Here is a 24,462-nt window from a genome sequence, read left to right on the forward strand (position 1 = left end):
GAGACAGGCGATGAGTGAATTGATTCGCGTGCCCGACATCGGCAGTGGCGAGGGTGAAGTGATCGAACTGCTGGTCAAGGTCGGCGACCGCATCGAAGCCGACCAGAGCCTGCTGACCCTGGAATCGGACAAGGCCAGCATGGAAATCCCCGCGCCCAAGGCCGGGGTGATCAAGAGCCTGAAGGTCAAACTGGGCGACACCCTTAAGACCGGCGACGAGCTGCTGGAACTGGAAAGCGAAGGCACGACCGCATCGGTATCTGCACCGGTTGCTGCCACGCCGCCGGCAGCGGCCGCCGAGCCCGAGCCGGCTGCCGCCGTACCGGCACCCGCCGCGGCCAGCGCCGTCGAAAGCGTGCAGGACATTCAGGTGCCGGATATCGGCACCAGCAGCAAGGTCAAGGTCATCGAAGTGCTGGTCAAGCCGGGCGACGTGATTGCCGTCGACCAGTCGCTGATCACTCTGGAGTCGGACAAGGCCAGCATGGAGATTCCCGCGCCGGTCGCCGGCACCGTGGAGGCCGTGCTGGTGCAGCTGGATGCCGAAGTCGGCACCGGCGATGTGATTCTCCGCGTGCGGGTGGCCGGCAGCGCGCCGGCCCCGCTGATACACACCACACCCGCCAATGCCGCACCGGCCGTGGCCGCTGAAGTTGGCGCCATCGCCGCACTGTCCGCTGCCGCCGCCAGCTCGCCGGCCACGCCACCGCCCTCGCCTGGCGCAAAGGTGCATGCCGGCCCTGCCGTGCGCCTGCTGGCCCGCGAGTTCGGCGTCGACCTCAGCCAGGTCACCGGCACCGGCCCGAAAGGCCGGGTGCTCAAGGAAGACGTGCAGCAGTTCGTCAAACAGCAGTTGCTCAAGGCCAAGGACGCACCGGCTGCAGCCACCGCTGGTGCCGGCATTCCGCCGATTCCGGAAGTGGACTTCAGCAAGTTCGGTCCCGTCGAAGAAGTCGCGATGACCCGCCTGATGCAGGTCGGCGCCGCCAATCTGCACCGCAGCTGGCTCAACGTGCCGCACGTGACCCAGTTCGACAACGCCGACATCAGCGAGGTCGAGGCCTTCCGCGTGGCGCAGAAGGCAGCCGCCGAGAAGGCCGGAGTCAAACTGACCATCCTGCCGATCCTGCTCAAGGCCTGCGCCCACCTGCTGCGCGAACTGCCGGACTTCAACAGCTCGCTCGCCCCTTCGGGCAAGGCGCTGATCCGCAAGGGCTACGTGCACATCGGCTTTGCCGTGGACACCCCGGACGGCCTGCTGGTGCCGGTGATCCGCGACGTCGACCGCAAGAGCCTGCTGCAACTGGCGGCCGAAGCGGCTGATCTGGCCGAGAAGGCGCGCACCAAGAAGCTCTCGGCCGACGCCATGCAGGGCGCCTGCTTCACCATCTCCAGTCTCGGCCATATCGGCGGCACCGGTTTCACGCCGATCGTCAATGCGCCGGAAGTGGCGATCCTCGGCGTGAGCAAGGCGAGCATGCAGCCAGTCTGGGATGGTCAGGCCTTCCAGCCGCGCCTGCTGCTGCCGCTGTCGCTGTCCTACGATCACCGGGTGATCAACGGTGCCGCCGCAGCACGCTTCACCAAGCGCCTCGGCGAGGTACTGGCAGATATCCGCACGCTGCTGCTGTAACGCTCGCGCTGTAACCACAAAACCCCGCCTAGGCGGGGTTTTGTTTGGTTATTCAGGCCACGGCAAGGCGTCGGGCGTTTTCAGGGAAAGAGGACGAGCCAATCAGCCCTTCTGAATATTGCGGATCAGAAAGGTAAGCCCCTTGGCCAACTCAGCAGCGCCGTCCAGATCACGCACAATGGTCAGCAGCGGCTGACGGCTGACCGGATTGAACAGCACACAGCGGATACCTCCGACCGGGCACTCGTAGCGCACGAAAGGATCGACCCCAAAGACATCGACCTGCTGGTTGCGCACCGAGCGCTCCACACTATCGGGCACCCGACTTTCCTCACGCACCAGCAACTCGCCTGCCTTGTCGACCTGCAGGCTGTAGAGCAGGTCGCGACGTTCACTCTGCCCCACCTGATAACCGGCACGCAGGGCGTAGCTGGTCAGCAGCGAGTTGCAATGTTTGAGCAGCGCCTGACGCTCGCTACCGGTCAGGTAGAGCTTCTTCAGCCCCGCCAGATAGGCCGCCTGCTCGCCGCCGTCCGTTACGCTGGAGGGCTCACTGGCCCAGACCGGAAGGAATGCGGACACCGCTGTCAGAAGAACAGCGCCAATTGCTTGTCTTGCCAGTCGTAATTGCATCGTGCACCCTTGGCTAATGCCAGACCAACGTAGTAGGCCGAATCCAAGGAGCATAATGGATACGGCCGGCCAAGTGAAAAGCCCCGCAGAGCGCCCACCACTCGCAGGCCGCGAGGATGTGACGCAGTTAGCCTCACCGGAACACCTGGGCCTGCTCGCGTTCGAGCGCCTGAATGCCCCCGGCTGGCCTCTGCTCTATCTGGACCCCAGCTGCCATGCTCGCTGGGGCGTCGCCGCACGCGACCTGTGCGGTCTGATCGGCACTCCCTACGCCAGCCTGATGGATGCCGCGCAGCGCCTGCAGTTGCACCAGGATATCCAGCAGCAACTCACCGTTCAGGGGCGCTATCAGGTGCGCTACTGGCTGCATACGCCCAGCGGCAGTCGTCAGCTGCTCGAACTGGGTGAGCGCCGCCTGCAGGGCCAGCAGGAATTGCTGCGCGGTTACCTGCTGGAACAACCGACCGCCCAGGAGCCTGCCCCCGCCCTGCAACAGCTGCAGGCGCAGAACCAGCGGTTGCGCAGCGCCCTGGAAGCCTACCAGCGCACTCAGGACGATCACCTGCAGCACCTGATTCGCTCACGCGCCCAGCAGAACCTGATCGTGCGCCTGGCCCAGCATCGCTACGCCAGCGAAGACCCGCTGCGCGAGGCCGCCGAGCTGATCACCCGCAGTGCCTGCGACCTCTATGGCGTCAGTCGGGCCAGTCTGTGGCGCCTACAAGACGAGCGACTGGTTGCCGTCAGCCTGTTCAATTGCGCCAGCAATCGCCACGAGCAGCCACCGACTCTGAACGCCTCCGCCTTCCCGGCCTATTTCGCCGCCCTGCACAGCGGCCGCGCCATCGACGCGCAGAATGCCTGGGAAGACCCGCGCACCCGCGAACTGGCAGACAGCTACCTCAAGCCACTGGGTATCCAGGCCATCCTCGACGCCGGGGTGCGCATCGACGGCGAACTGGTCGGCGTACTGTGCCTGGAACACACAAGCGGCATCCGTCACTGGCAGAGCGACGAGATCGGCTTTGCCGGCGAACTGGCCGACCTCTATGCACAGATCATCATCAGCCAGCAGCACCGCCAGGCCAGCCAGGCCCTGCACCTGTTCAAGCGCGCGGTGGAACAGAGCGCCAGCGCCTTCCTGCTGATCGACCGCGACGGCCGGGTGACCTACGCCAACCCCAGTTTCACCGCCATCACCCAGTACAGTGAGGCGGAAGTGCAAGGCCAGTTGATCGGCGAACTGCCGGCCCTGGAGAACCTCGCCGAACTGCTGTTCAACAGCAGCAACAGCCTGGGCCAGCACAACCGCTGGCATGGCGAGTTCCGCTGCCGACGCAAGAACCTCGAGCCTTACTGGGCACGCCTGTCGCTGTCCAAGGTGCTCGACAGCCAGGGCCATCTGACCCACTACATCGGCATCTACGAAGACATCACAGACAGCCGCCAGGCCCTGCAGCGCATCGAGAAGCTGGCCTTCAGCGACAGCCTGACCGGCATGGGCAACCGCCCCTACTTCATCCGCCATCTGGAGCAGCACTTCCGCGAGCACGGCGAGCGTCCGCTGAGCCTGCTGCTGGTGGACATCGACAACTTCAAGCGGATCAACGACAGCCTCGGCCACCCCACCGGCGACAAACTGCTGGTCAGCCTGGCCAAGCGCCTGCGCAACACCCTCGGCCCGGCACACCTGCTGGCCCGTCTGGCCAGCAACGAATTCGCTGTGGTACTCGACGGCGCCGACCTGGCCAACGGCCAGCAGATTGCCGCCAGCCTGCTCAGCACCCTGGAAAAGCCGCTGTTCGTCGACAACCACCTGATCAACGTCAGCGGTTCCCTCGGCCTGGCCTGCGCGCCCCTGCACAGCAACGACCCGCAAAGCCTGATCAAGCAGGCGGGCCTAGCCCTGCACAAGGCCAAGGCCAACGGCAAGCACCAGCTCCAGGTCTTCAACGAACAGCTGACCGCCGAAGCCAGCAACAAGCTGTTCCTCGAGAGCAACCTGCGCCGCGCCCTCGCTCAGGGCGAACTGCAGGTGTTCTACCAGCCCAAGCTGTGCCTAAAGAGCGGCCGCCTGCTCGGCCTGGAAGCCCTGCTGCGCTGGCAGCATCCGCAGAAGGGCATGATCCGCCCCGACCAGTTCATCCAGGTCGCAGAAGAAACCGGCCTGATCATCCCGATCGGCAAATGGGTGGTGCGCCAGGCCTGCCAGATGAGCCGCCAGTTGGAACTCTGGGGCATGCCCGACGTGCAGGTCGCCATCAACCTTTCGCCGCGCCAGTTCAGCGATCCGGAGCTGGTCGAATCGATCCGCCAGATTCTCCAAGAGGAGCGCCTGGGTGGCGAACGCATCGAGCTGGAGCTGACCGAATCGCTGCTGCTGGATGCCACCGATGCCACCCGCCTGCAGCTGGAGGCTTTAAAAAGCCTGGGCCTGACCCTGGCGATGGACGACTTCGGCACCGGCTACTCGTCGCTCAGCTACCTGAAGAAGTTCCCCATCGACGTGATCAAGATCGATCGCAGCTTCATCCGCGACATCCCGGCCAACCAGGACGACATGCAGATCACCGCCGCCGTGGTGGCCATGGCCCACAGCCTGCGCCTCAAGGTGGTGGCCGAAGGTATCGAGAATGCCGAGCAGCTGACCTTCCTGCGCCGCCAGCACTGCGATATCGGCCAGGGTTACCTGTTCGACCAGCCGATCGACGGCCGCCACCTGCTCGCCCGTCTGCAGCAGTACACCGGCACACTCGGCAACGATTGAGCAGTAGCCGTTTCAGCGCCGCACAGCGACACTCAAGGTTCAGTCCAAGGAGTCCCACCATGGTCCTGCGCTCACGCATCCTCACCGAGAAACTCGCCCTGCCCACCGCCGAACAGGCCCTGCCCGGACGCAGTACGCCCCTGCCGGTGCCGGCGCAGCACTACGTGAATGGCAACGCCCTGCAGAGCCCGTTTCCAGCGGGTCTGCAACAAGCCATCTTCGCCCTCGGCTGTTTCTGGGGAGCCGAACGGCGCTTCTGGCAGCAGCCCGGCGTGTGGAGCACGGCGGTCGGCTATGCCGGCGGCCTGACCCCAAACCCGACCTACGAGGAAGTCTGCTCCGGGCTGACCGGCCACACCGAAGTGGTACTGGTGGTGTTCGACCCGCAACAGACCAGCTACCAGGCCCTGCTCAAGGTGTTCTGGGAGGCGCACAACCCGACCCAGGGCATGCGCCAGGGCAACGATGTCGGCACCCAGTACCGCTCCGCCATCTACACCTTCAATGCCGATCAGCAAGCCGCCGCCGAGGCCTGCCGGGAAGCCTTCCAGCAGGCACTGGATCAGGCCGGCCTGGGCCCGATCACCAGCGAGATCGCCCCCGCCGGACCGTTCTACTACGCCGAGGCCTATCACCAGCAGTACCTGGCCAAGAACCCCGGCGGTTACTGCGGCCTGGGCGGCACCGGCGTGTGCCTGCCCAGCTGAGGCTCACAGGCGTCCCAGCAGCGCCTGCGCCTGCCCTTCCAGCGCAGCCAGCACCGCTCCGGCATTGCGGTGACGCAACAGGCCCGCAGACTGCCCGGACCACAGCGACATCAGCTCGGGGCGCTGGCGCGCCACTGCGGCACGTTTTAGCTCGGCGGTGAGACTGTTGAGCAGCGGATAACCGGGCAGGCTGTGCTCCACGGTCTGCAGTCGCTCGACAAATTCGTTGTGGATACCGCGCGCCAGGCGCCCGCTGAATACTCGGGTCAGCACCGTATCGCTAGCCTGCGGCTGGAACAGGCTGGCCCGCTGCACAGCACTGGCGGCCGACTCCTCGCAGGCGAGAAACGCCGTACCCAGCTGCACCCCCTGGGCGCCTAGCAGCAACGCCGCAGCCATGCCGCGCCCATCGGCAATACCGCCCGCGCCGATCACCGGAATCTGTACGGCATCCACCACCTGCGGCAACAGGGCGAACAGACCGATCAGCCCCCGCTCCGGCGGTTCAAGGAACGCCACGCGGTGCCCGCCCGCCTCGGCGCCGCTGGCCACCAACATGTCCACTCCAGCCGCCTCCAGTGCGCGGGCCTCGGCCACCGTAGTGGCGGCGCCTAGGGTGAGGATGCCCAGCTGGCGGCAACGACGCAGCACGTCATCCGGCGGGATGCCAAAAACAAAGCTGAAGACAGCCGGACGCGCCTCCAGCAGTGCCTCCATCTGTTCGCGCTCATCCGGCCAGGCCGCTGGTGGCGCCTCCGGCAAGGCCAGACCCAGTTCGTCATAGAAGGGCGCCAGCAGCTCCAGGGTTCGGGCGAACTGCACGGGCTCGATATGCTTCTGCTGGCGATACGCGCAGGGCATCCACAGGTTGAGGGCAAACGGCGCCGAGGTCCGGGCGCGCAACAGCGCCGCCGTATCCAGCAAGGCCTGCGGCGCCAGGTGATGCACGCCGAACGAGCCGAGGCCGCCGGCATCGGCTACCGCGCCCACCAGCGCCACCGAGGACAAACCACCGCCCAGCGGCCCCTGTACAACAGGCAGGCGCAGACCGAGACGCCGGGTCAGCTCGGTATCCCATGAGCCGGTATTCCGCGTTCCCGTATTCCATAACCCCGTATTCCATAACATTGGTAATTCTCCTGTGGGCAAACAGCCGAAGGGCTGACATGGCGCACAGGGTATTTGCGATCATCAACGCAACAAACACACGCAGCATCAATTCACTTGATACACGGAGTCACAAATGGCGCGGCAATTCAGCGATCTGCAGTTGGGTAGCCTGGAGCTGTTCTGCCTCGCGGTCGAGCACAACAGTTTCACGGCTGCCGCCCAGGTTGCCGGCCTCACCCCGGCGGCGGTCAGCCGCGGCATCGCACGCCTGGAGCAACGCCTGGGCAATCGCCTGTTCATCCGTACGACCCGGCAGATCCGCCTCAGCGAGGCCGGTCGCAGTTACTATCGGGAGTGTCGCGCAGCCCTGCAGCAGCTGGGCGAAGCCGAACGCCAGCTGGCCGGCCAGCAACTGCAGCCCAGTGGCCTGCTACGCCTGAGCCTACCCACCAGCTATGGCGAGCGCCGCATACTGCCGCTGTTGCCACGCTTGCAGCAGCGCTACCCGCAGTTGCAACTGGAGCTGCAGCTGAGCAACCACAACATCGACTTCACCCGCGATGACTTCGACTTGGCCATCCGCGCCCGAGCGCAGCCCGACTCCAGCCTGATCGCACGCAAGCTGGAGGATGCCGAACTGGTCGTGGTGGCCGCCCCCGACTATCTGGCCAGACACGGAACACCGCAGACCCCGGAAGAGCTGGTCGCGCACCAGTGCATCCGTTTTCTCCTGCCGCGCACAGGACGCAGTGTGCCCTGGAGCTTCCGCCGCGACGGTCAGGAATTCGAGCTGCAGCCGGACGGCCACTTCGCCTGCAGCGACGATCTGCAGGCCGGAGTCAGTCTGGCTCGGCATGCCGGCGGGCTCTACCAGTGCTATCGCTTCATGGTCGAGGACGAGCTGCGCAGTGGCCAGCTTCGCACCCTCCTGGACGACTTCGGCGGCTGCAGCCGGCCGTTCTCCCTGATCTACCCGCAGCAGCGCCAGCCCAGCCTGCGCCTCCGGGTGCTGGTGGATTTTCTCCTGACAGAGCTTACCCCCATCGGCAAAGCCCCCCTGCCGCGACTAGACTGAGGAAATTCGCCGGGCACTGCCCGGCACTGTGCTGGCTATGGGGAAGGCATGTCTGCAGACGCGCTGTACGTCACACCCGATCAACTCTGTGTAGGTCTCTACATCCATCTCGATCGCGGCTGGATGGAGCACTCCTTCACCTTCAGCAGCTTCAAGATCAAAGACGAAGCGCAGCTACTCGCCGTCCGCGCGCTCGGCCTGCCACGCCTGCGCTATGACCCCAAACGCAGCGACGTAAAACCCCTGCCCCTGCCAGCCACACCAGCCCCCGTGCCGCCCGCACCACCACAGCCCAGTGCCGAGGAGCTGGCCGCACTGCAGGCCAAGCAGGCCCGCATCGAACAGCTGCGCGCGCTGCGCAAGCAGCTGGCGGAAGTGGACAAGCAGTTCCAGCAAGCCAGCCAGACCGTCAAGAACATCAACCGCAACATCCGCAGCCAGCCCCACGAAACCCTGCGCCAGGCCGAAGAACTGGTCGATCAGATGGTCACCGCCATGCTCGGCGAAAACACCGTGCTGATGCATGCGCTGAACGGCAAGGCTGGCGAAGACGCCTATTTCCACTCGCTGAACGTCACCGTGCTGTCGATCATGCTGGCGCGCATCCTCCAGTTCAGCCGCGAGGACACCCTGCAGCTGGGCATCGGAGCGCTGTTTCACGATATCGGCAAGCTCGATATCCCGTCGAAGATCCTCCTCAAGACGGAGCCGCTGACCAAGCCGGAGCAAAGCCTGCTGCAACTGCACTGCGCCTACGGCATCAAGCTGAGCAAGCCGATGGAGCTGGCCGACGCGGCCCAGCGGGTGATTCTCGAACACCATGAGTTCTGTGACGGCACAGGCTACCCGAATGGCCTCAAGGGCCCTCAGATCAGCCCACTGACCCGCGTGGTGTGCATCGCCAACCAGTACGACAACCTGTGCAACCCGAGCAACCTGGTCGAGGCGCTGACCCCGCATGAAGCGCTGTCGCGCATGTTCGCCCAGCAGCGCACGCGCTTCGACGAGGTGGCGCTGAAGGCCTTTATCCGTTGCCTCGGGGTCTACCCACCCGGCTGCATTGTGCAGCTGTCCAACGAGATGATCGGCCTGGTGCTGGCGGTCAACCCGAACAAGCCGCTGCGCCCCACCGTGATCGTGCACGATCCCGAGGTGCCTAAAGAGGAAGCCATCATCCTCGACCTCGAACAGGACCTGGAGCTGAACATCAGCAAGAGTCTGCGCCCCGGCCAGCTGCCTCGGGAAATCTACAATTACCTGAGCCCGCGCCAGCACGTGACCTACTACTTCGACCCGCAGCAGGGCAGCACACCCTAGATGAGCAGCCCCAGCCCCGCCGCGATCGCCCAGGCGATCCTCGCCCACTACGAACAGGCCATGCTGGTGGTCGACCCGGCCACGCTGTGCGTGGTCGAAGCCAATCCGCCGGCCTGCCAGGCACTGGGCTACAGCCGCGAGGCACTGCTGCAGCTGCCGATCACCGAGATCGAGTCGTCGATTCAGGACCTGTTCTTCTGGGACGAAGTGCGCGACGGCCAGATCAGCGACCTGACCGCCGTCGAAGGCGAGTACCGGCGCAAGGACGGTTCGCTGTTCAGCGTGGAAAAAAGCCTGCGGCAGATGGCCGTGGGCGAGCACACCCTGCTGCTGCTGAGCTTCCGCGATGCCGCGCCGCAAAAGGCGGTGAACGAGGCGCTGGAACACTCCACCTCGCTGCTGGCCGCCACCCTCGAAGCCACTGCCGAAGGCATCCTGGTCACCCGCCTGGACGGCGGTATCAGCAACATGAACCGGCACTTCGCACGCATGTGGCAGATTCCCGAGACGCTGCTGGTGGCGGGTGTCGATGCCGCGATCCTGACCTTCCTCGACAGTCAGCTGGAGCCCGGCCTGCAGGCCGTGGTCGAGCTGACCCAGCATGCCAGCGACGACCCCAGCCAATTTGTCACCCTGCCCCTGCTGGATGGTCGCTACTTCGAGCGCCATCGCATCCCGCTGTACATCAATCGCCAGCTGCAGGGCCAGGTCTTCAGCTTCCGCGACGTGACCCTGCGCATCCGCAAGGAGGTCGAGCTGGAGCAGGCGATCCAGGCCGCCGAGGCTGCCAACCGCGCCAAGAGTGCCTTCCTCGCGGTGATGAGCCATGAGATCCGCACGCCGATGAACGGCATTCTCGGCATGCTCGACCTGACCCTGGACACCTCGCTGAACAGCGAACAGCAGCGTTATCTGGAGATGGCCAAGCTCTCGGCCGATGCGTTACTCAACATCATCAACGACATCCTCGACTTCTCGAAGATCGAGGCCGGCAAACTGGAACTCGCGAGCGAACCCTTCGACATCGCCGCCACCTGTTGGGAAGCCCTGCAGCTACTGGCCGTGCGCGCCGAGGAAAAGGGCCTGGAGCTGATCCTCGACATCGCCCCGGATGTACCGGCGCGCCTGCTCGGCGACAGCGGCCGGCTACGGCAGATCGTGATCAACCTGGTCGGCAACGCCATCAAGTTCACCGAGCGCGGCAGTGTGCGCCTCTGTCTCGATCTGCAGGCCGACGGCAGCCTGCACGGCCGAGTGATCGACACCGGCATCGGCATTGCCGCCGAGGCCCAGGCCAGCATCTTCGAGGCCTTCAGCCAGGCCGACAGTTCCATCTCACGCAAGTTCGGCGGTACCGGCCTGGGCCTGTCCATCGTCGGCCGCCTGGTGCAGCTGATGCACGGCCGCCTGTGGCTGGAAAGCCAGCTGGGCCAGGGTTCGACCTTTCACTTCAGCCTGCAGCTGCCGGCCCTGGCCGACTCCCCCACCCAGCCGCGTCCCAGCGAAGAACAGCTGCGGGTCATGCAGGGGTTGCCGGTACTAGTGGTAGAAAGCCAGGCCGAGCTGCGCCAGCTGCTCGGTGCCTGCCTGCAGGACTGGCAGCTGCAGCCGGTCGCCGCCGCCGATCTGGTGGAAGCCATGACCCTGCTGGCCGAACGCCCCACGCTCAAACTGGCGCTGATCGACGGCCGGCTGCAGGATGGCGACGGTTTTCTCCTCGCCGAGGAAGTGCAGCGCAACCTGGGGCTGACACCGCTGATGCTGCTCAATTCCACCCAGCTCGGCGCAGGCAGCCAGCGCTGCGGCGAGCTGGGTCTTAGCCACTTGAGCAAACCGCTGGCCAAGCCCGAACTGCTCGACACCCTGCTGCGCCAGCTCGGCCTGGTCAGCGGCGAGCGCCCAGCCCGCGCGGCCGCCAGCAGTACCGTGCAGCTAGCGCCTCAGGACATCCTGCTGGTGGAAGACAACGAGATCAACGCCATGCTGGCGTGCAAGCTGCTGGAGCGTCACCAGCACCGCGTACTGGTGGCGCACAACGGCATCGAAGCCCTGGCCATGCTCGACATGTGCCGCTTCGACCTGGCCTTCATGGACATGTACATGCCGGAAATGGGCGGCCTGGAAGCCACCCAGCGGATTCGTGAGCGCGAGGCCGGCAGCTCACGACACCTGCCGATCATCGCCATGACCGCCAACGCCATGGACAGCGACCGCGACGCCTGTCTGGCCGCAGGCATGGATGCCTTCATCAGCAAGCCGATCAACCGTGAGCAGCTGTACCGGGTGATGACCGAAGTCCTGCAGGGCCTGGACAGCCACTACAGCGCCAGCCTCGGCCACCAGCCAGCCGCGCTGGACGGTTTCGACTATGCCAAGGCGCTGAATGAGGCGGATGAATTCGTGCTGCAGGTCATCGGCCAGGGCTTTCACGACGATCTGCAGGCGGGCTACCTGGACAAGATGCAGCAGGCGCTCAGCAGCGGCGATCTGGACAGCCTGCGGATGACCGCGCACTCGCTGAAATCATTGCTTGGCAGCTTCGGCCTGAGCCCGGCGCAAGCCCTCAGCGGGCAGATCGAGGAGCTCTGCCGACAACAGCGCCTGGACGAAACCGGGCCACTACTCGCCCTGTTACAGGCCGAGGCCGAGCTTTTCCAGCCCCTGCTGCGCGAGCGCCTGACCAGACTCTGATATCAGGCTGGTTTTTTCTCTTCGATGACCCAGTCCAGCTGCCAGCTGCCCTGACTCTGCGCCAGTTGCTTGGCCAGCCACGGCAGCCATTCAAGCAGCTCGGCCTCCAGGCCCCACGGCGGGTTGGCGATGGCCAGGCCGGAACCATTGAGCCCCAGCGGGTTGTCCACCGGGTGCACGTAGAGTTCGGCACGCAGCAGCTTGGGCGCATTGCTCGCCGCCAGCAGCTGGTAGAAGCGCTTGAGCTGGCGCTGATCCTTGATCGGATACCAGATCACCACGATGGCCTGGCGCATGCGGCCGATGGCCTCATTGAGCGACTGCACGCAGCGTTCCAGATCGTCGGCCTGCTCGAACGGCGGATCGATCAGCATCAGCACGCGCTTCTCGGCGGTGGGCAGCAGCGCCCGCGCCAGGTGCCAGCCTTCGCCCAGGTGCACGGCCACGCGGCGGTCGAGGGCCATGTTGTCCTTAAGCAGACGACCATCCTCAGGGTGCTTCTCGTTGACGTGCAGACGATCCTGCGGACGGCTCAGGCAGCGCGCCAGTTCCGGCGAGCCGGGGTAGTAACGCAGCTCGCCATCGGGATTGAGTTCATCGACCACCCGCAGGTAATCGGCCAGCGCCGGCGGCAGGTCGTCGCGATGCCACAGGCGCGCGATACCCTCCAGGTATTCGCCGGTACGGCTGGCCTGGTCGCCCTGCAAGTCGTAAAGACCAACCCCGGCGTGACTGTCGAGGTAGGCAAAAGGCGCCTCCTTCTTGCCCAGCAGGGCGAGAATGCGCGACAGGGTCAGGTGCTTGAGCACATCGGCGTGATTGCCGGCATGGAAGGCGTGGCGGTAGTTCATGGTGGCGGTACTCCTCGAAGCCGGCAGTTTAACCGCCCGCCCCCGGACCGGCGACCACCGGCGTCTGCTAGATTGACGCCCTGCGCCTACTGGAGAGCCGCGATGACACTGCAAGACTTGCTGGGGATCGAACTGCCCATTATCCAGGCGCCGATGGCCGGCGTGCAGGGCAGCGCCCTGGCCGTCGCCGTCAGCGACGCCGGCGGGCTCGGCTCGCTGCCCTGCGCCATGCTCGACGCCGCGGGGCTGCAGCGCGAGCTGGCAGCCCTGTCGGTCCATCAGCCACGGCCATTCAACCTGAATTTCTTCTGCCACAGCCAACCAACGGCGGATGCTCAGCGGGAACAGCAGTGGCGCGCGCTGCTGGCGCCCTACTACCGCGAACTGGGACTGGATCCGGAAGCGGTCAGCCCGGCGCCGGCACGTCAGCCCTTCAGTCATGCCATTGCCGACCTGCTGGAGGATCAGCCACCGGCGGTGATCAGCTTCCACTTCGGCCTGCCCGAGCCCAGCCTGCTGCGGCGGGTCAAGAGTTGGAGCAGCAAAGTGCTGTCCAGCGCCACCACCGTCGCCGAGGCCCGCTGGCTGGAAGCCCATGGCGCCGACGCCATCATCGCCCAGGGCCTGGAGGCCGGTGGTCATCGGGGAATGTTTATCAACCATGACCTGAACGGCCAGCTCGGCACCTTCGCCCTGCTGCCGCAGGTGGTGCAGGCGGTCGAGCTGCCCGTGATCGCTGCCGGCGGCATTGCCGACGCGCGGGGCGTGGCCGCCGCCCTGGTGCTCGGCGCCGCCGGGGTGCAGGTCGGCACGGCCTACCTGCTGTGCCCGGAGTGCAGCACCAGCGCCGTGCACCGCGCCGCCCTGCAGAGCGAGGCAGCCGCCACCACGGCACTGACCACCCTGTACAGCGGCCGCCCGGCGCGCGGCATCGTCAACCGTCTGATGCGCGAGCTGGGCCCGCTGCATCCGCTGGCACCGGCCTTTCCACTGGCCACTGCCGGGGTTGCGCCACTGCGCGCCGCCGCCGAAGCCCAGGGCAGCGGCGACTTCTCGCCACTCTGGGCCGGGCAGAACGTCAGCGGCTGCCAGGCCATCCCGGCCGCCGAGCTGACCCGCGCCCTGACGGTCAATCTCTGAGCCTCAATCAACCAGCTGAATAGTGCTAGGCGACCATGATTGACCTGCCTAGACTGCCGCGACAACCTGGAGGCCCGATCATGTCCGAGACCCTGCTCAGCTCCCGCAACCTCGCCTTCGAACTCTACGAAGTGCTGGATGCTCAAGCCCTGACCCAGCGCGAACGTTTCGCCGAGCACAACCGCGAAACCTTCGACGCCGCCATCGCCACCGCCCGCGGCATTGCCGAGGAGCTGTTCGCCCCGCACAACCGCAAGAACGACGAGCACGAACCACAGTACGTGGACGGCGCGGCGGTGCTGATTCCGGAAGTCGAGCCGGCCCTGCGTGCCTTCCACGAGGCGGGCTTCCTCAACGCCACCCGCGACTTCGAGCACGGCGGCATGCAGCTGCCCAACCTGCTGTCGCAGGCCTGCTTCGCCCACTTCCAGTCGGCCAACATCGCCACCAGCTCCTACTCGATGCTGACCATGGGCGTGGCCAACCTGATCGAAGCCTTCGGCAATGACGAGCAGAAGCGTAAATACCTGCAGCCGATCATCGACGGTCGCTTCTTCGGCACCATGGCTCTGACCGAGCCGCACGCGGGTTCCTCGCTGTCGGACATCCGCACCAAGGCCGAGCCGCACGCCGATGGCAGCTACCGGATCAAGGGCAACAAGATCTTCATCTCCGGCGGCGACCAGCCGATCTCGGAGAACATCGTGCACATGGTGCTGGCCAAGCTGCCGGACGCGCCGCCCGGGGTGAAGGGCATCAGCCTGTTCATCGTGCCGAAGTTCCTGGTCAACGAAGACGGCAGCCTGGGCAAGCGCAACGATGCCCTGCTGGCCGGTCTGTTCCACAAGATGGGCTGGCGCGGCACCACGTCCACCGCGCTGAACTTCGGTGATAACGACGATTGCGTCGGCTATCTGGTGGGCAAGCCGCACCACGGCCTTTCCTACATGTTCCAGATGATGAACGAGGCGCGCATCGGCGTCGGCATGGGCGCGACCATGCTTGGCTACGCCGGCTATCTCTATTCGCTGGAGTACGCCCGCAACCGCCCGCAGGGCCGTCATGCCGATGGCAAGGACGCTACCAGCCCGCAGATTTCCATCGTCGAGCACGCCGATGTGCGCCGCATGCTGCTGGCCCAGAAGGCCTACGTCGAAGGTGCCTTCGATCTCGGTCTGTACGCCGCACGCCTGTTCGACGATACCGAAACGCTGCCGAGCGAGGCCGAGCGCAAGACCGCCCTGGAGCTGCTCGACCTGCTCACGCCGATCGTCAAATCCTGGCCGTCGGAGTTCTGCCTGAAGGCCAACGAGCTGGCCATCCAGATCCTCGGCGGTCACGGCTACACCCGCGAGTACCCGGTGGAGCAGTACTACCGCGACAACCGCCTCAACCCGATCCACGAAGGCACCCACGGCATCCAGTCGCTCGACCTGCTCGGGCGCAAGGTGTCGATGAATGGCGGCGCCGCGCTCAAGCAGCTGATGGCGCTGATTCAGGGCACCTGCCAGCGCGCAGAAACCTTCAGTTCGCTGAACGCCCTGCGCCAGCCGCTGGAGCAACTGGTCAAGCGGCTGGGAGCCGTCACCCTGGCCCTACTCGGCGACCTGATGGCCGGCAAGGTCAACCAGGGCCTGGCCAACTCGGCGCTGTACCTCAAGGCCTTCGGCCATGCCGTAATCGGCTGGCGCTGGCTGGAACAGGCCATTCGCGCCGAGGAAGGCCTGGCGCTGATTCATAAGGGCGCGGGCAACGCCGCCGACGCCGACTTCTACCAGGGCAAGCTGCAGGCCGCCCGCTACTTCCTGACCTGGGAAGTGCCGAGCTGCCACCACGAACTGGCGATTCTCGAAGCCCGCGACGACACCTGCCTCGGCATGCAGGACGCCTGGTTCTAAACCGCTCTCACTACCCGCCGTGTCCTGGTTCTGGCCGGCGGGCACTTGTGCCCCGCTTTGCGGGGCATTTTTTTCAGGGTTTGGCCTGCTCCAGCATCTCGCGCTGCGCACGCAGCTGCTCAATCATCTGCTCCATGTGGGCAATGCGCTGATCGATCTGCTCGACACTCTGCGCGGCGCCCATGCCGGCGCCCTGCTGCATGCCCATGCCCTGCCCCATACCGTGTGTCATACCCATCGGGCAGCCACCCATGGCTTGCATGCCCTGGCCCATGCTCTGCTGGTGCTGCTGCATCAGTTTCTGCCGTTCTTCCGGCGTCTTTCCGGCCATCCACTGCTGGTGCAACTCGCGCATCTGGTCGATGTGCGCCTGCCACTGCTGCTCGAGCGTCGCCTGCGACTCAGCCCAGAGCGAACCACTGAACAGCAGCAGTGCCAGGGCCAATCCTCGCGAACCGTTCATGATCGTCTTCTCCTGTTCATGGGGTGTGCAGTCGAGTCTAGCCCCGGTGCATTCCTTGCAGATTTCCCGGCCATGCCGGGCGACGAAAGGTTAGAATCGGGCCAAAGCGGCTGTCACGCCGAGCCACAACACCACGCACGGGGAGACGCGAGTGGACGCCAGCAGCATCAACAGCCTGTTTCTGATCGGCGCTGCGCTGGTGGCCATGAGCATTCTGGTCAGCGCCTTCGGCTCGCGCTTCGGCATCCCGATTCTGGTGGTATTTCTGGCCGTCGGCATGCTCGCCGGCGAAGACGGCCTGGGCGGCATCATTTTTGACGACTACTCCACCGCCTACCTGGTCGGCAACCTGGCACTGGCCATCATCCTGCTCGACGGCGGCATGCGTACCCGCGTGTCGAGTTTCCGCGTGGCGCTCTGGCCTTCACTGTCACTGGCGACGATCGGCGTGCTGGTCACCGCTGGTCTGACCGGCATTGCCGCGGCCTGGCTGTTCAACCTGAACTGGATGGAAGGCCTGCTGATCGGCGCCATCGTCGGCTCCACCGACGCCGCAGCGGTGTTCTCCCTGCTTGGTGGGCGCGGCCTCAACGAACGGGTCAGCGCTACCCTGGAGATCGAGTCCGGCAGCAACGATCCGATGGCCGTGTTCCTCACCGTCACCCTGATCGGCGTACTCGGCAGTCACGGCCATGCACTGGACTGGACGCTCGCCTTGCACCTGCTGCGCGACTTCTCCATCGGCGCTGCCTTCGGCCTCGGTGGCGGCTGGCTGCTGCTGCAGCTGATCAACCGCATGAGCCTGGCCGGTGGCCTCTATCCGCTGCTAACCGTAAGCGGCGGCCTGATCATCTTCGCCAGTACCAACGCCGTCGGCGGCAGTGGCATCCTTGCCATCTACCTGGCCGGTCTGCTGCTGGGCAACCGGCCGATCCGTTCGCGCCACGGCATCCTGCACATGCTCGACGGCCTGACCTGGCTGGCGCAGATCGGCATGTTCCTGGTCCTCGGCCTGCTGGTCACGCCTCACGAGCTGCTGCCTATCGCCCTGCCGGCCCTCGGCCTGGCGCTGTGGATGATCCTGATCGCCCGGCCACTCTCGGTGTTCCTCGGCCTGCTGCCCTTCCGCGCCTTCCATGACCGCGAGAAAGCCTTCATCGCTTGGGTAGGGCTGCGCGGCGCGGTGCCGATCATTCTGGCCGTGTTCCCGCTGATGGCCGGTCTGGAACATGCCCAGCTGTTCTTCAACGTCGCCTTCTTCATCGTGCTGGTCTCCCTGCTGCTGCAGGGCACCAGCCTGCCGCTGGCGGCCAAATGGCTGCGGGTCACCGTGCCACCGGACCCGGCGCCGTTCTCCCGCGCCGGCCTGGAGGTGCACCCGACCAGCCAGTGGGAGCTGTTCATCTACCGCCTGGGCGCGGAAAAATGGTGCATCGGCGCGCCGCTGCGCGAGCTGAAGATGCCCGAGGGCACCCGCGTCGCCGCGCTGTTCCGCGGCCGCGAACTGCTGCACCCGTCCGGTAGCACCACCCTGGACGCCGGCGACATTCTCTGCGTGCTCGGCCACGAACACGACCTGCCGGCCCTCGGCAAACTGTTTAGCCAGGCGCCCAAGCGCGGCCAGGACCTGCGCTTCTTCGGTGATTTCATCCTCGAAGGCGAGGCGCGCCTGGCCGACGTGGCGGCGCTCTACGGCCTCAAGCTCGGCGAGGTGGATGGCACGCAGAATCTGGCGCGCTTCATGACCCACGAAATTGGCGGCGCGCCGGTGGTCGGCGACCAGGTGGAATGGAATGGCCTGACCTGGACCGTGGCGCAGATCGAAGACCACCGTGTGCGCAAGGTCGGCGTACGCTTCCCACAGGGCGCCAAGCCGGGGCCGATGCTCGGTTTTTAAACTTTTTCCGCGGATGCCGGTCAGACTCATTCCGGTCGGCGCTGCTATAGCGGCATTCGCTTATCCAGCTGCCACCTTTGAAGGCATTCGCAATTGCCATCACTGATGGAAGCGTTCGCGGAAATAATGCCCCGCGTGACACACATTCTTTTTAAACTCTGCCACTTTCACGGCCATCCGAAGCACATCATGCCTGTCTCCCTTCGCCTGCTCGCCACCACCCTTCTCAGCCTCTGCCTGTGCCTGCCCGCCGCCGCTCAGGAGCCGCCCAGCGCCAGCGAGGTACAACAGCAGCTCGACGGCCTGGCCGATCGCAAGCTCAGCGAAGCGGAACAGAAAGCCACGGGCGAGATTCTGCAGAGCACCCTGAACCTGCTGGAGAACCGCGACAGCCACCTGAGCCAGCTGGCCAGCCTCAAGCGCAAGCTCGCCGACGCTCCCCGCCAGATCAGCGCCACTCAGCAGGAACTGGCACGAATCAAGGCCAGCGAGCCCGTGGATATCACCAAGCGCTATGCCAACCTGCGGGTGCCGCAATTGGAGCAGCTGCAGGCTGAGCGCACCACCCAGTTGATGCTCTGGCAGAAAGACCTCAGCGAAGCCAGCAGCCTGGCGCTCAACGCCCAGACCCGCCCGGAGCGCGCCCAGGCCAACATCAGCGCCAACCAGTTACGCGCGCAGGCCATCAATACTCAGCTGAAGAACGCCAAGGACAGCATTCCGCCACTCAAGCGCGAGGCCAGGCAGAAGCTGTATGCCGAGCTGGCCGCGCTTGATGCGCAAAGCCAGCTGCTGCGCCAGGAACTGCAGAGCAACAGCCTGCTGCAGGACCTGAGCACCGGCCAGCGCGACCTTTTGACCCTGAAGATCAGCCGTCTGGAGCAGGAGAACCAGGCTCTGCAGTCACTGATCAATGACAAGCGCCGCGCCGAGTCGGAAAAGACCGTGGCCGAGCTGGCCAAGGAAAACCAGCAGGCCGGCAGCGACAACCTGCTCAGCCAGCAGAGCGCGGAGAACCTCAAGCTCTCCGACCACCTGCTGCGCACCACCGAACGCCTCAACGAGCTGACCCAGAAGAACCTGCAGACCCGTCAGCAGCTGGACAGCCTGAGCCAGACCGAACAGGCCCTGGAAGAACAGATCAACGTGCTGCGCGGCAGCCTGCTGCTGTCGCGCATCCTCTACCAGCAGAAGCAGGCGCTGCCGACCGTCAAGGCCGATGGCAACCTGGCCGATGAAATCGCCGATATCCGCCTGTATCAGTTCGAGCTCAATCAGCGTCGCGACGAACTGAGCAACCCCACGCAGTACCTCGATCAGTTGCTCAGCGGCAACAGCGAGAGCAGCCCTGAAATCCGCGCCTCGCTGGAGGACATGCTCAAGCTACGCGCCGACCTGTATGAGCGTCTGAGCCACAACCTCAACGCCCTGCTCAACGAATCGATCAACCTGCAGCTCAACCAGAAACAGCTGCAGACCACCAGCCAGAGCCTGCGCACCATCCTCGACGAGCAGATGTTCTGGATTCCCAGCAACCGCCCGCTGGACCTGGCCTGGCTCAAGCAGCTGCCGCAGCGCCTGAGCGAACAGGTCGCCAGCCTGCCATGGGGCGTGGTGACCAAGGACCTGATCAAGGGCCTGGGCGCCAAGCCGTGGATTTTCTTCCCGGTGCTGCTGGTGATCGCCGTCCTGCTCTGGCGGCGCAACGACCTGAAGCACCGCCTGGAAGCGCTGGATCAGGACATCGGCCACTACAAGCGCGACAGCCAGCGTCACACGCCGCTGGCGATGCTGTTCAACCTGTTGCTGGCCCTTCCGGGCTCACTGTTCCTGCTGCTCGCCGGCTTTGCCCTGCAGATCGACGGCCAGGGGCAGAACGCCTACCTGGGTGAAGCTCTGGCGGAAATGGCCCTGGCCTGGCTGGTGCTGTACACCTGTTTCCGCATCCTCAAGCCGCATGGCGTGGCCGAGCGCCACTTCCACTGGCCGCAGGACGCCACCAACTTCGTCTATACCCAGATCCGCCGCCTTGGCCTGCTGGTGATTCCGCTGATTGCCGTGGTCACTGTGGCTGAGCACCAGCCTGACAGCCTGGCCAAGGACAGCCTGGGCCTGTGCATCGTCCTGCTCGGTTACGCGCTGATGACCCTGGTGCTGGCACGCCTGCTGTTCGGTGGCCCGGCCCGCGAGCATGCCTCGCCGCTGCGCCTGCTGCTCGGCCTGGCCTTCACCCTGCTGCCGCTGATGCTGATCGTGGCCATCGGCATGGGCTACTACTACACCGCACTGAAACTCACCGACCGTCTGATCGATACCCTCTACCTGCTGGTGGTGTGGGTGATGGTCGAGGCCACCTTCGTTCGCGGCCTGTCGGTGGCGGCACGGCGTCTGGCCTACAACCGGGCCCTGGCCAAGCGCCAGAGCCAACCCAAGGAGGGCGCCGAGGGCGGTGAAGTGGTGGAGACCCCGACCCTGGCCATCGAGCAGATCAACCAGCAGTCGCTGCGCCTGACCCGCCTGGCCCTGTTCGGTGTATTCGGCGTCGCCCTGTACTGGGTGTGGGCCGACCTGATTTCGGTGATCACCTACCTCGATCACATCACCCTCTACGAATACAGCAGTGGCACCGGCGATGCCGTCACCATGGTGCCGCTGAGCCTGGGGGATCTGATCGTCGCCCTGGTCATGGTCGGCCTGACCATCGCCCTGGCCAGCAACCTGCCTGGCCTGCTTGAGGTACTGGTGCTCTCGCGCCTGTCCCTGGCCCAGGGCAGCGCCTATGCCACCACCACCCTGCTGTCCTACGCCATCTACGGCTTTGGTTTCGTCAGCACGCTGTCGGTACTCGGGGTCAGCTGGGACAAGCTGCAGTGGCTCGTCGCCGCCCTGTCGCTGGGCATCGGTTTCGGTATGCAGGAAATCTTCGCCAACTTCATTTCCGGCCTGATCATCCTGTTCGAACGCCCGGTGCGTATCGGCGACACCGTGACCATCGGCAACCTGTCCGGCACGGTCAGCCGGATTCGCATCCGCGCCACCACCATCACCGACTTCGACCGCAAGGAAATCATCGTTCCGAACAAGACCTTCATCACCAGCCAGTTGGTCAACTGGTCGCTGTCGGACACCGTCACCCGCGTCACCATCAAGCTCGGCGTGGCCTACGGCTCCGACCTCGATCTGGTACGCAAGCTGCTGCTGCAGGCCGCCGGCAACAACCCACGGGTACTCAAGGACCCGGCGCCGCTGGTGTACTTCCTCAATTTTGGGGAAAGCACGCTGGACCACGAGCTGCGCATCCACGTCAACGAGCTGGCCGACCGCAACATGGCCATCGACGAGATCAACCGGGTGATCGACCGCGAGTTCACGGCCGCCGGCATCAACATCGCCTTCCGCCAGGTGGACGTCTACGTCAAGAACCTGGAGAACGATCAGGTTCTGGAGCACAAGGAACTGATCAAGGCAGCCGCCGCCGGGGCTGCGGACAACAAGACACCGCCCCCCGCAGCCGATCCGGCCTGACTGGACGCCCCGGCTCAATTCCGATGAAAATACTCGGAATTGAACCGGAGCCTGCCAGTGCCCAGCCTCAGCGAACTCGTTTTCGACAATCGCTTCGCCCGCCTCGGCGATGCCTTCTCGACCCAGGTCATGCCCGAGCCGATTGCCGACCCGCGCCTGGTCATCGCCAGCCCTTCCGCCATGGCCCTGCTCGACCTCGACCCGAGCGAGACCGACAGCCCGGTGTTCGCCCAGCTGTTTGCCGGGCACAAGCTGTGGAGCAGTGCCGAGCCGCGCGCCATGGTCTATTCAGGCCACCAGTTCGGCCAGTACAACCCGCGCCTAGGCGACGGCCGCGGCCTGTTGCTGGGCGAGGTGGTCAACCGCCGTGGCGAGTACTGGGACCTGCACCTCAAAGGTGCCGGGGAAACTCCCTATTCGCGCATGGGCGATGGCCGGGCCGTGCTGCGCAGCTCGATCCGCGAGTTCCTGGCCAGCGAATACCTACACGCACTGGGCATTCCTACGTCACGGGCGCTGTGCGTCACCGGCTCCAGCACACCGGTGTGGCGTGAACGCCAGGAAACGGCCGCCATGCTGCTGCGTCTGGCACCCAGCCATGTGCGCTTCGGCCACTTCGAATACTTCTATTACACCCAGCAGCATGAGCGTCTGCGCGAACTGGGCGAGCACGTACTCGCCTGTCACTTCCCGGCCTGCCGCGACCAGGCGCAGGCCTATGCCGCCTTCTTCCGCCAGGTGGTCGAGCGCAATGCCGAGCTGATTGCCTACTGGCAGGCCTACGGTTTCTGCCACGGCGTGATGAACAGCGACAACATGTCGATCCTCGGCATCACCTTCGACTTTGGCCCCTACGCCTTCCTCGACGATTTCGACGCCCAGCACATCTGCAATCACTCCGACGACAGCGGCCGCTATCGCTTCAGCAACCAGGTACCGATCGCCCACTGGAACCTCGGCGCCCTGGCCCAGGCGCTGACGCCTCTGGTGCCGGTGGAGACGCTGCGCGAGACCCTGGGCCTGTTTCTACCGCTGTACCAGGCGCATTACCTCGACCTGATGCGCCGCCGCCTCGGTCTCACCCAGGCCGACGAGGGCGATGAAGCGCTGGTCGAGCGCCTGCTGCAGCTGATGCAGGGCAGCGCCATCGACTACAGCCGGTTCTTCCGCCGCCTTGGCGAGACAACCGCCGACAATGCCGTGCGCGCCCTGCGCGAGGACTTCGTCGACCTGGCCGGCTTCGATGCCTGGGCAGCCGAGTACTGCGCCCGCGTCAGCGCCGAGGGCGGCAGTCAGGCCGAACGCCAGACGCGCATGCACGCGGTCAACCCCAAATACCTGCTGCGCAACTACCTGGCCCAGGAAGCCATCAGCGCCGCGGAACAGGGGGACTACGGCCCCGTGCGAGAACTGCACGCCGTGCTCAGTCGGCCGTTCGACGAGCAGCCCGGCTTCGAGCGCTATGCCCAGCGTCCGCCGGAATGGGGTAAGCACCTGGAGATCAGCTGCTCATCGTGAACCCGCAATTCAAATAACCTGATCGCATATAAAAATGGCAAAACAGTCTTAGACCTTCTAAGAAAAGCCACTTATCGTGGCGCCCGACACAACCAGCCTGTTCCACCACCCTCTGTCAGGCGCACCACCCCATGAAAATCCGCGATCTCGACCTCAGCGCCAGCCCCGTCAATGCCGAACACGAAGCATTGGGCCTGCCCCCTGTTGAGGATTACGTCAGCCACCCCGGCAATCACCCCATCCTGCGGGCAGCCATGTGGCTGGCCGTCATGTTGCTGATTTCCCTGCTGGGGACGCTGGCTTGGCGCTTGTTCTTCGGTGACAACGGTGGTGAGAGCGGCCTGGAGATCATCGAGAACACCCTGAACAGTCCGAGCTTCTGGAGTGCCGTGGCCGTGGGTTTCTTCGCCCAGGTCATCGACGGGGCACTGGGCATGGCCTACGGCATCACCGCCACGACCTTCCTGCTGTCAGCCGGCGCGAGCCCAGCGGCGGCCAGCGCCAGCGTGCACATTGCCGAGGTGTTCACCACCGGACTGTCGGGCATCTCCCACGTCAAACTGGGCAACGTCAACAAGTCACTGTTCCTGCGTCTGCTGCTACCCGGCATCATCGGCGCCGTACTGGGCGCCGTGCTGATCACCCAGTTCGATGGCGCGGTGATGAAGCCCTTCATCTCCGCGTACCTGCTGCTGATGGGGCTGTACATCCTGAGCAAGGCCTACCACCATGTGAAGCAGCGCAAGGAGCCCAAGCACGTGGCCAAACTGGCCCTGTTCGGTGGCTTCGTCGATGCCGCCGGTGGCGGCGGCTGGGGCCCGGTAGTCACCAGCAGCCTGCTGGGCTCCGGCAGCGATCCGCGCACCACGATTGGCTCGGTGAACTTCGCCGAGTTCTTCCTGACCATCGCCAGCGCCACCTCCTTCATTCTGCTGGCCGGCGAGCCGAGCACCTGGATGATGGTGGCCGGCCTGGTGTTTGGTGGCCTGTTCGCCGCACCCTTCGCCGCCCTGCTGTGCAAGAAGCTGCCGGCCAGAACGCTGCTGACCATCGTCGGCTGCCTGATCACCTTCATAAGCGCCTACAACATCTACAAAGCCCTGGCCTGATCACGACGAACAGCGCCCACCCACGGCCCCTGCCCTGATCGTCAGCGCAGGGGCCGCGGCGCTTTCTGGCGACCGAACCGCAGGCGCCAGGGTTCTATGCACCTAGCCAAAAGATCTAGAACATCCGT

The 24,462-nt window shown here is 65.2% G+C and carries 16 protein-coding genes; 12 read left to right on the forward strand and 4 right to left on the reverse strand.

The window, feature by feature from the left end:
* Window positions 1-10 precede the first annotated feature (10 nt).
* Window positions 11-1,633: a dihydrolipoyllysine-residue acetyltransferase gene (gene aceF / locus HNP49_RS01805; RefSeq protein ID WP_184680100.1), complete on the forward strand. Its 1,623-nt coding sequence runs from the start codon at window positions 11-13 to the stop codon at window positions 1,631-1,633.
* A 102-nt stretch (window positions 1,634-1,735) separates the two neighbouring features.
* On the opposite strand, the gene HNP49_RS01810 is transcribed toward aceF, so the two are convergent.
* Window positions 1,736-2,266, reverse strand: a complete 531-nt coding sequence (locus HNP49_RS01810) for a hypothetical protein (RefSeq protein ID WP_409372512.1) — start codon at window positions 2,264-2,266, stop codon at window positions 1,736-1,738.
* A 73-nt stretch (window positions 2,267-2,339) separates the two neighbouring features.
* Between HNP49_RS01810 and HNP49_RS01815 the strand changes: the two genes are divergently transcribed.
* Window positions 2,340-5,033, forward strand: a complete 2,694-nt coding sequence (locus HNP49_RS01815) for a putative bifunctional diguanylate cyclase/phosphodiesterase (protein ID WP_409372513.1) — start codon at window positions 2,340-2,342, stop codon at window positions 5,031-5,033.
* Between the two features lie 59 nt (window positions 5,034-5,092).
* Complete coding sequence (gene msrA, locus HNP49_RS01820) at window positions 5,093-5,740, forward strand: peptide-methionine (S)-S-oxide reductase MsrA (protein WP_184680104.1); 648 nt, start codon at window positions 5,093-5,095, stop codon at window positions 5,738-5,740.
* Window positions 5,741-5,743: 3 nt separating this feature from the next.
* Here msrA and HNP49_RS01825 read toward each other — a convergent pair whose 3' ends face one another.
* Entirely contained in the window at window positions 5,744-6,868 is a 1,125-nt protein-coding gene (locus tag HNP49_RS01825; protein ID WP_184680106.1) for a nitronate monooxygenase family protein, read from the reverse strand.
* Between the two features lie 115 nt (window positions 6,869-6,983).
* Here HNP49_RS01825 and HNP49_RS01830 point away from each other — a divergent pair, with 115 nt between their 5' ends.
* From HNP49_RS01830 to HNP49_RS01840, 3 genes are read left to right on the forward strand one after another with little or no spacing between them, the layout of a single operon-like run.
* A complete protein-coding gene (locus tag HNP49_RS01830) occupies window positions 6,984-7,925 on the forward strand; it encodes a LysR family transcriptional regulator (protein WP_184680108.1) in 942 nt (313 codons plus the stop codon).
* A 48-nt stretch (window positions 7,926-7,973) separates the two neighbouring features.
* The gene (locus tag HNP49_RS01835; protein ID WP_184680110.1) at window positions 7,974-9,242 is read left to right on the forward strand and encodes an HD-GYP domain-containing protein; all 1,269 of its coding nucleotides are present in this window, start codon (window positions 7,974-7,976) and stop codon (window positions 9,240-9,242) included.
* A complete protein-coding gene (locus HNP49_RS01840; RefSeq protein WP_184680112.1) occupies window positions 9,243-11,933 on the forward strand; it encodes a response regulator in 2,691 nt (896 codons plus the stop codon).
* 2 nt (window positions 11,934-11,935) lie between these two features.
* Here HNP49_RS01840 and HNP49_RS01845 read toward each other — a convergent pair whose 3' ends face one another.
* On the reverse strand, window positions 11,936-12,784 hold the full coding sequence (locus HNP49_RS01845; RefSeq protein WP_184680114.1) for a 23S rRNA (adenine(2030)-N(6))-methyltransferase RlmJ: 849 nt from the start codon (window positions 12,782-12,784) through the stop codon (window positions 11,936-11,938).
* A 102-nt stretch (window positions 12,785-12,886) separates the two neighbouring features.
* On the opposite strand from HNP49_RS01845, the gene HNP49_RS01850 reads away from it, so the two are divergent.
* Together HNP49_RS01850 and HNP49_RS01855 are read left to right on the forward strand one after the other, a co-directional pair.
* On the forward strand, window positions 12,887-13,924 hold the full coding sequence (locus tag HNP49_RS01850) for a nitronate monooxygenase family protein (RefSeq protein ID WP_184680116.1): 1,038 nt from the start codon (window positions 12,887-12,889) through the stop codon (window positions 13,922-13,924).
* Window positions 13,925-14,004: 80 nt separating this feature from the next.
* Window positions 14,005-15,822 (forward strand): acyl-CoA dehydrogenase, encoded by a 1,818-nt coding sequence (locus HNP49_RS01855; RefSeq protein ID WP_184680118.1) that lies wholly within the window; start codon window positions 14,005-14,007, stop codon window positions 15,820-15,822.
* Window positions 15,823-15,895: 73 nt separating this feature from the next.
* On the opposite strand, the gene HNP49_RS01860 is transcribed toward HNP49_RS01855, so the two are convergent.
* Window positions 15,896-16,285, reverse strand: a complete 390-nt coding sequence (locus HNP49_RS01860) for a hypothetical protein (protein WP_184680120.1) — start codon at window positions 16,283-16,285, stop codon at window positions 15,896-15,898.
* A 151-nt stretch (window positions 16,286-16,436) separates the two neighbouring features.
* Here HNP49_RS01860 and HNP49_RS01865 point away from each other — a divergent pair, with 151 nt between their 5' ends.
* The 4 genes from HNP49_RS01865 to HNP49_RS01880 all read left to right on the forward strand — a co-directional run bounded on the left by HNP49_RS01865 (window position 16,437) and on the right by HNP49_RS01880 (window position 24,334).
* Window positions 16,437-18,182 carry a potassium/proton antiporter gene (locus tag HNP49_RS01865; RefSeq protein WP_184680122.1) on the forward strand — a complete coding sequence of 582 codons (1,746 nt, stop codon included), beginning with the start codon at window positions 16,437-16,439 and terminating at the stop codon, window positions 18,180-18,182.
* A gap of 189 nt (window positions 18,183-18,371) precedes the next feature.
* Window positions 18,372-21,707: a mechanosensitive channel MscK gene (mscK, locus tag HNP49_RS01870; protein ID WP_184680125.1), complete on the forward strand. Its 3,336-nt coding sequence runs from the start codon at window positions 18,372-18,374 to the stop codon at window positions 21,705-21,707.
* A 57-nt stretch (window positions 21,708-21,764) separates the two neighbouring features.
* On the forward strand, window positions 21,765-23,225 hold the full coding sequence (gene selO / locus HNP49_RS01875) for a protein adenylyltransferase SelO (RefSeq protein ID WP_184680128.1): 1,461 nt from the start codon (window positions 21,765-21,767) through the stop codon (window positions 23,223-23,225).
* 131 nt (window positions 23,226-23,356) lie between these two features.
* The gene (locus tag HNP49_RS01880) at window positions 23,357-24,334 is read left to right on the forward strand and encodes a sulfite exporter TauE/SafE family protein (RefSeq protein ID WP_184680130.1); all 978 of its coding nucleotides are present in this window, start codon (window positions 23,357-23,359) and stop codon (window positions 24,332-24,334) included.
* The last annotated feature ends 128 nt before the right edge of the window (window positions 24,335-24,462 follow it).

Source organism: Pseudomonas fluvialis, assembly GCF_014207935.1.
GTDB classification, from domain to species: domain Bacteria; phylum Pseudomonadota; class Gammaproteobacteria; order Pseudomonadales; family Pseudomonadaceae; genus Aquipseudomonas; species Aquipseudomonas fluvialis_A.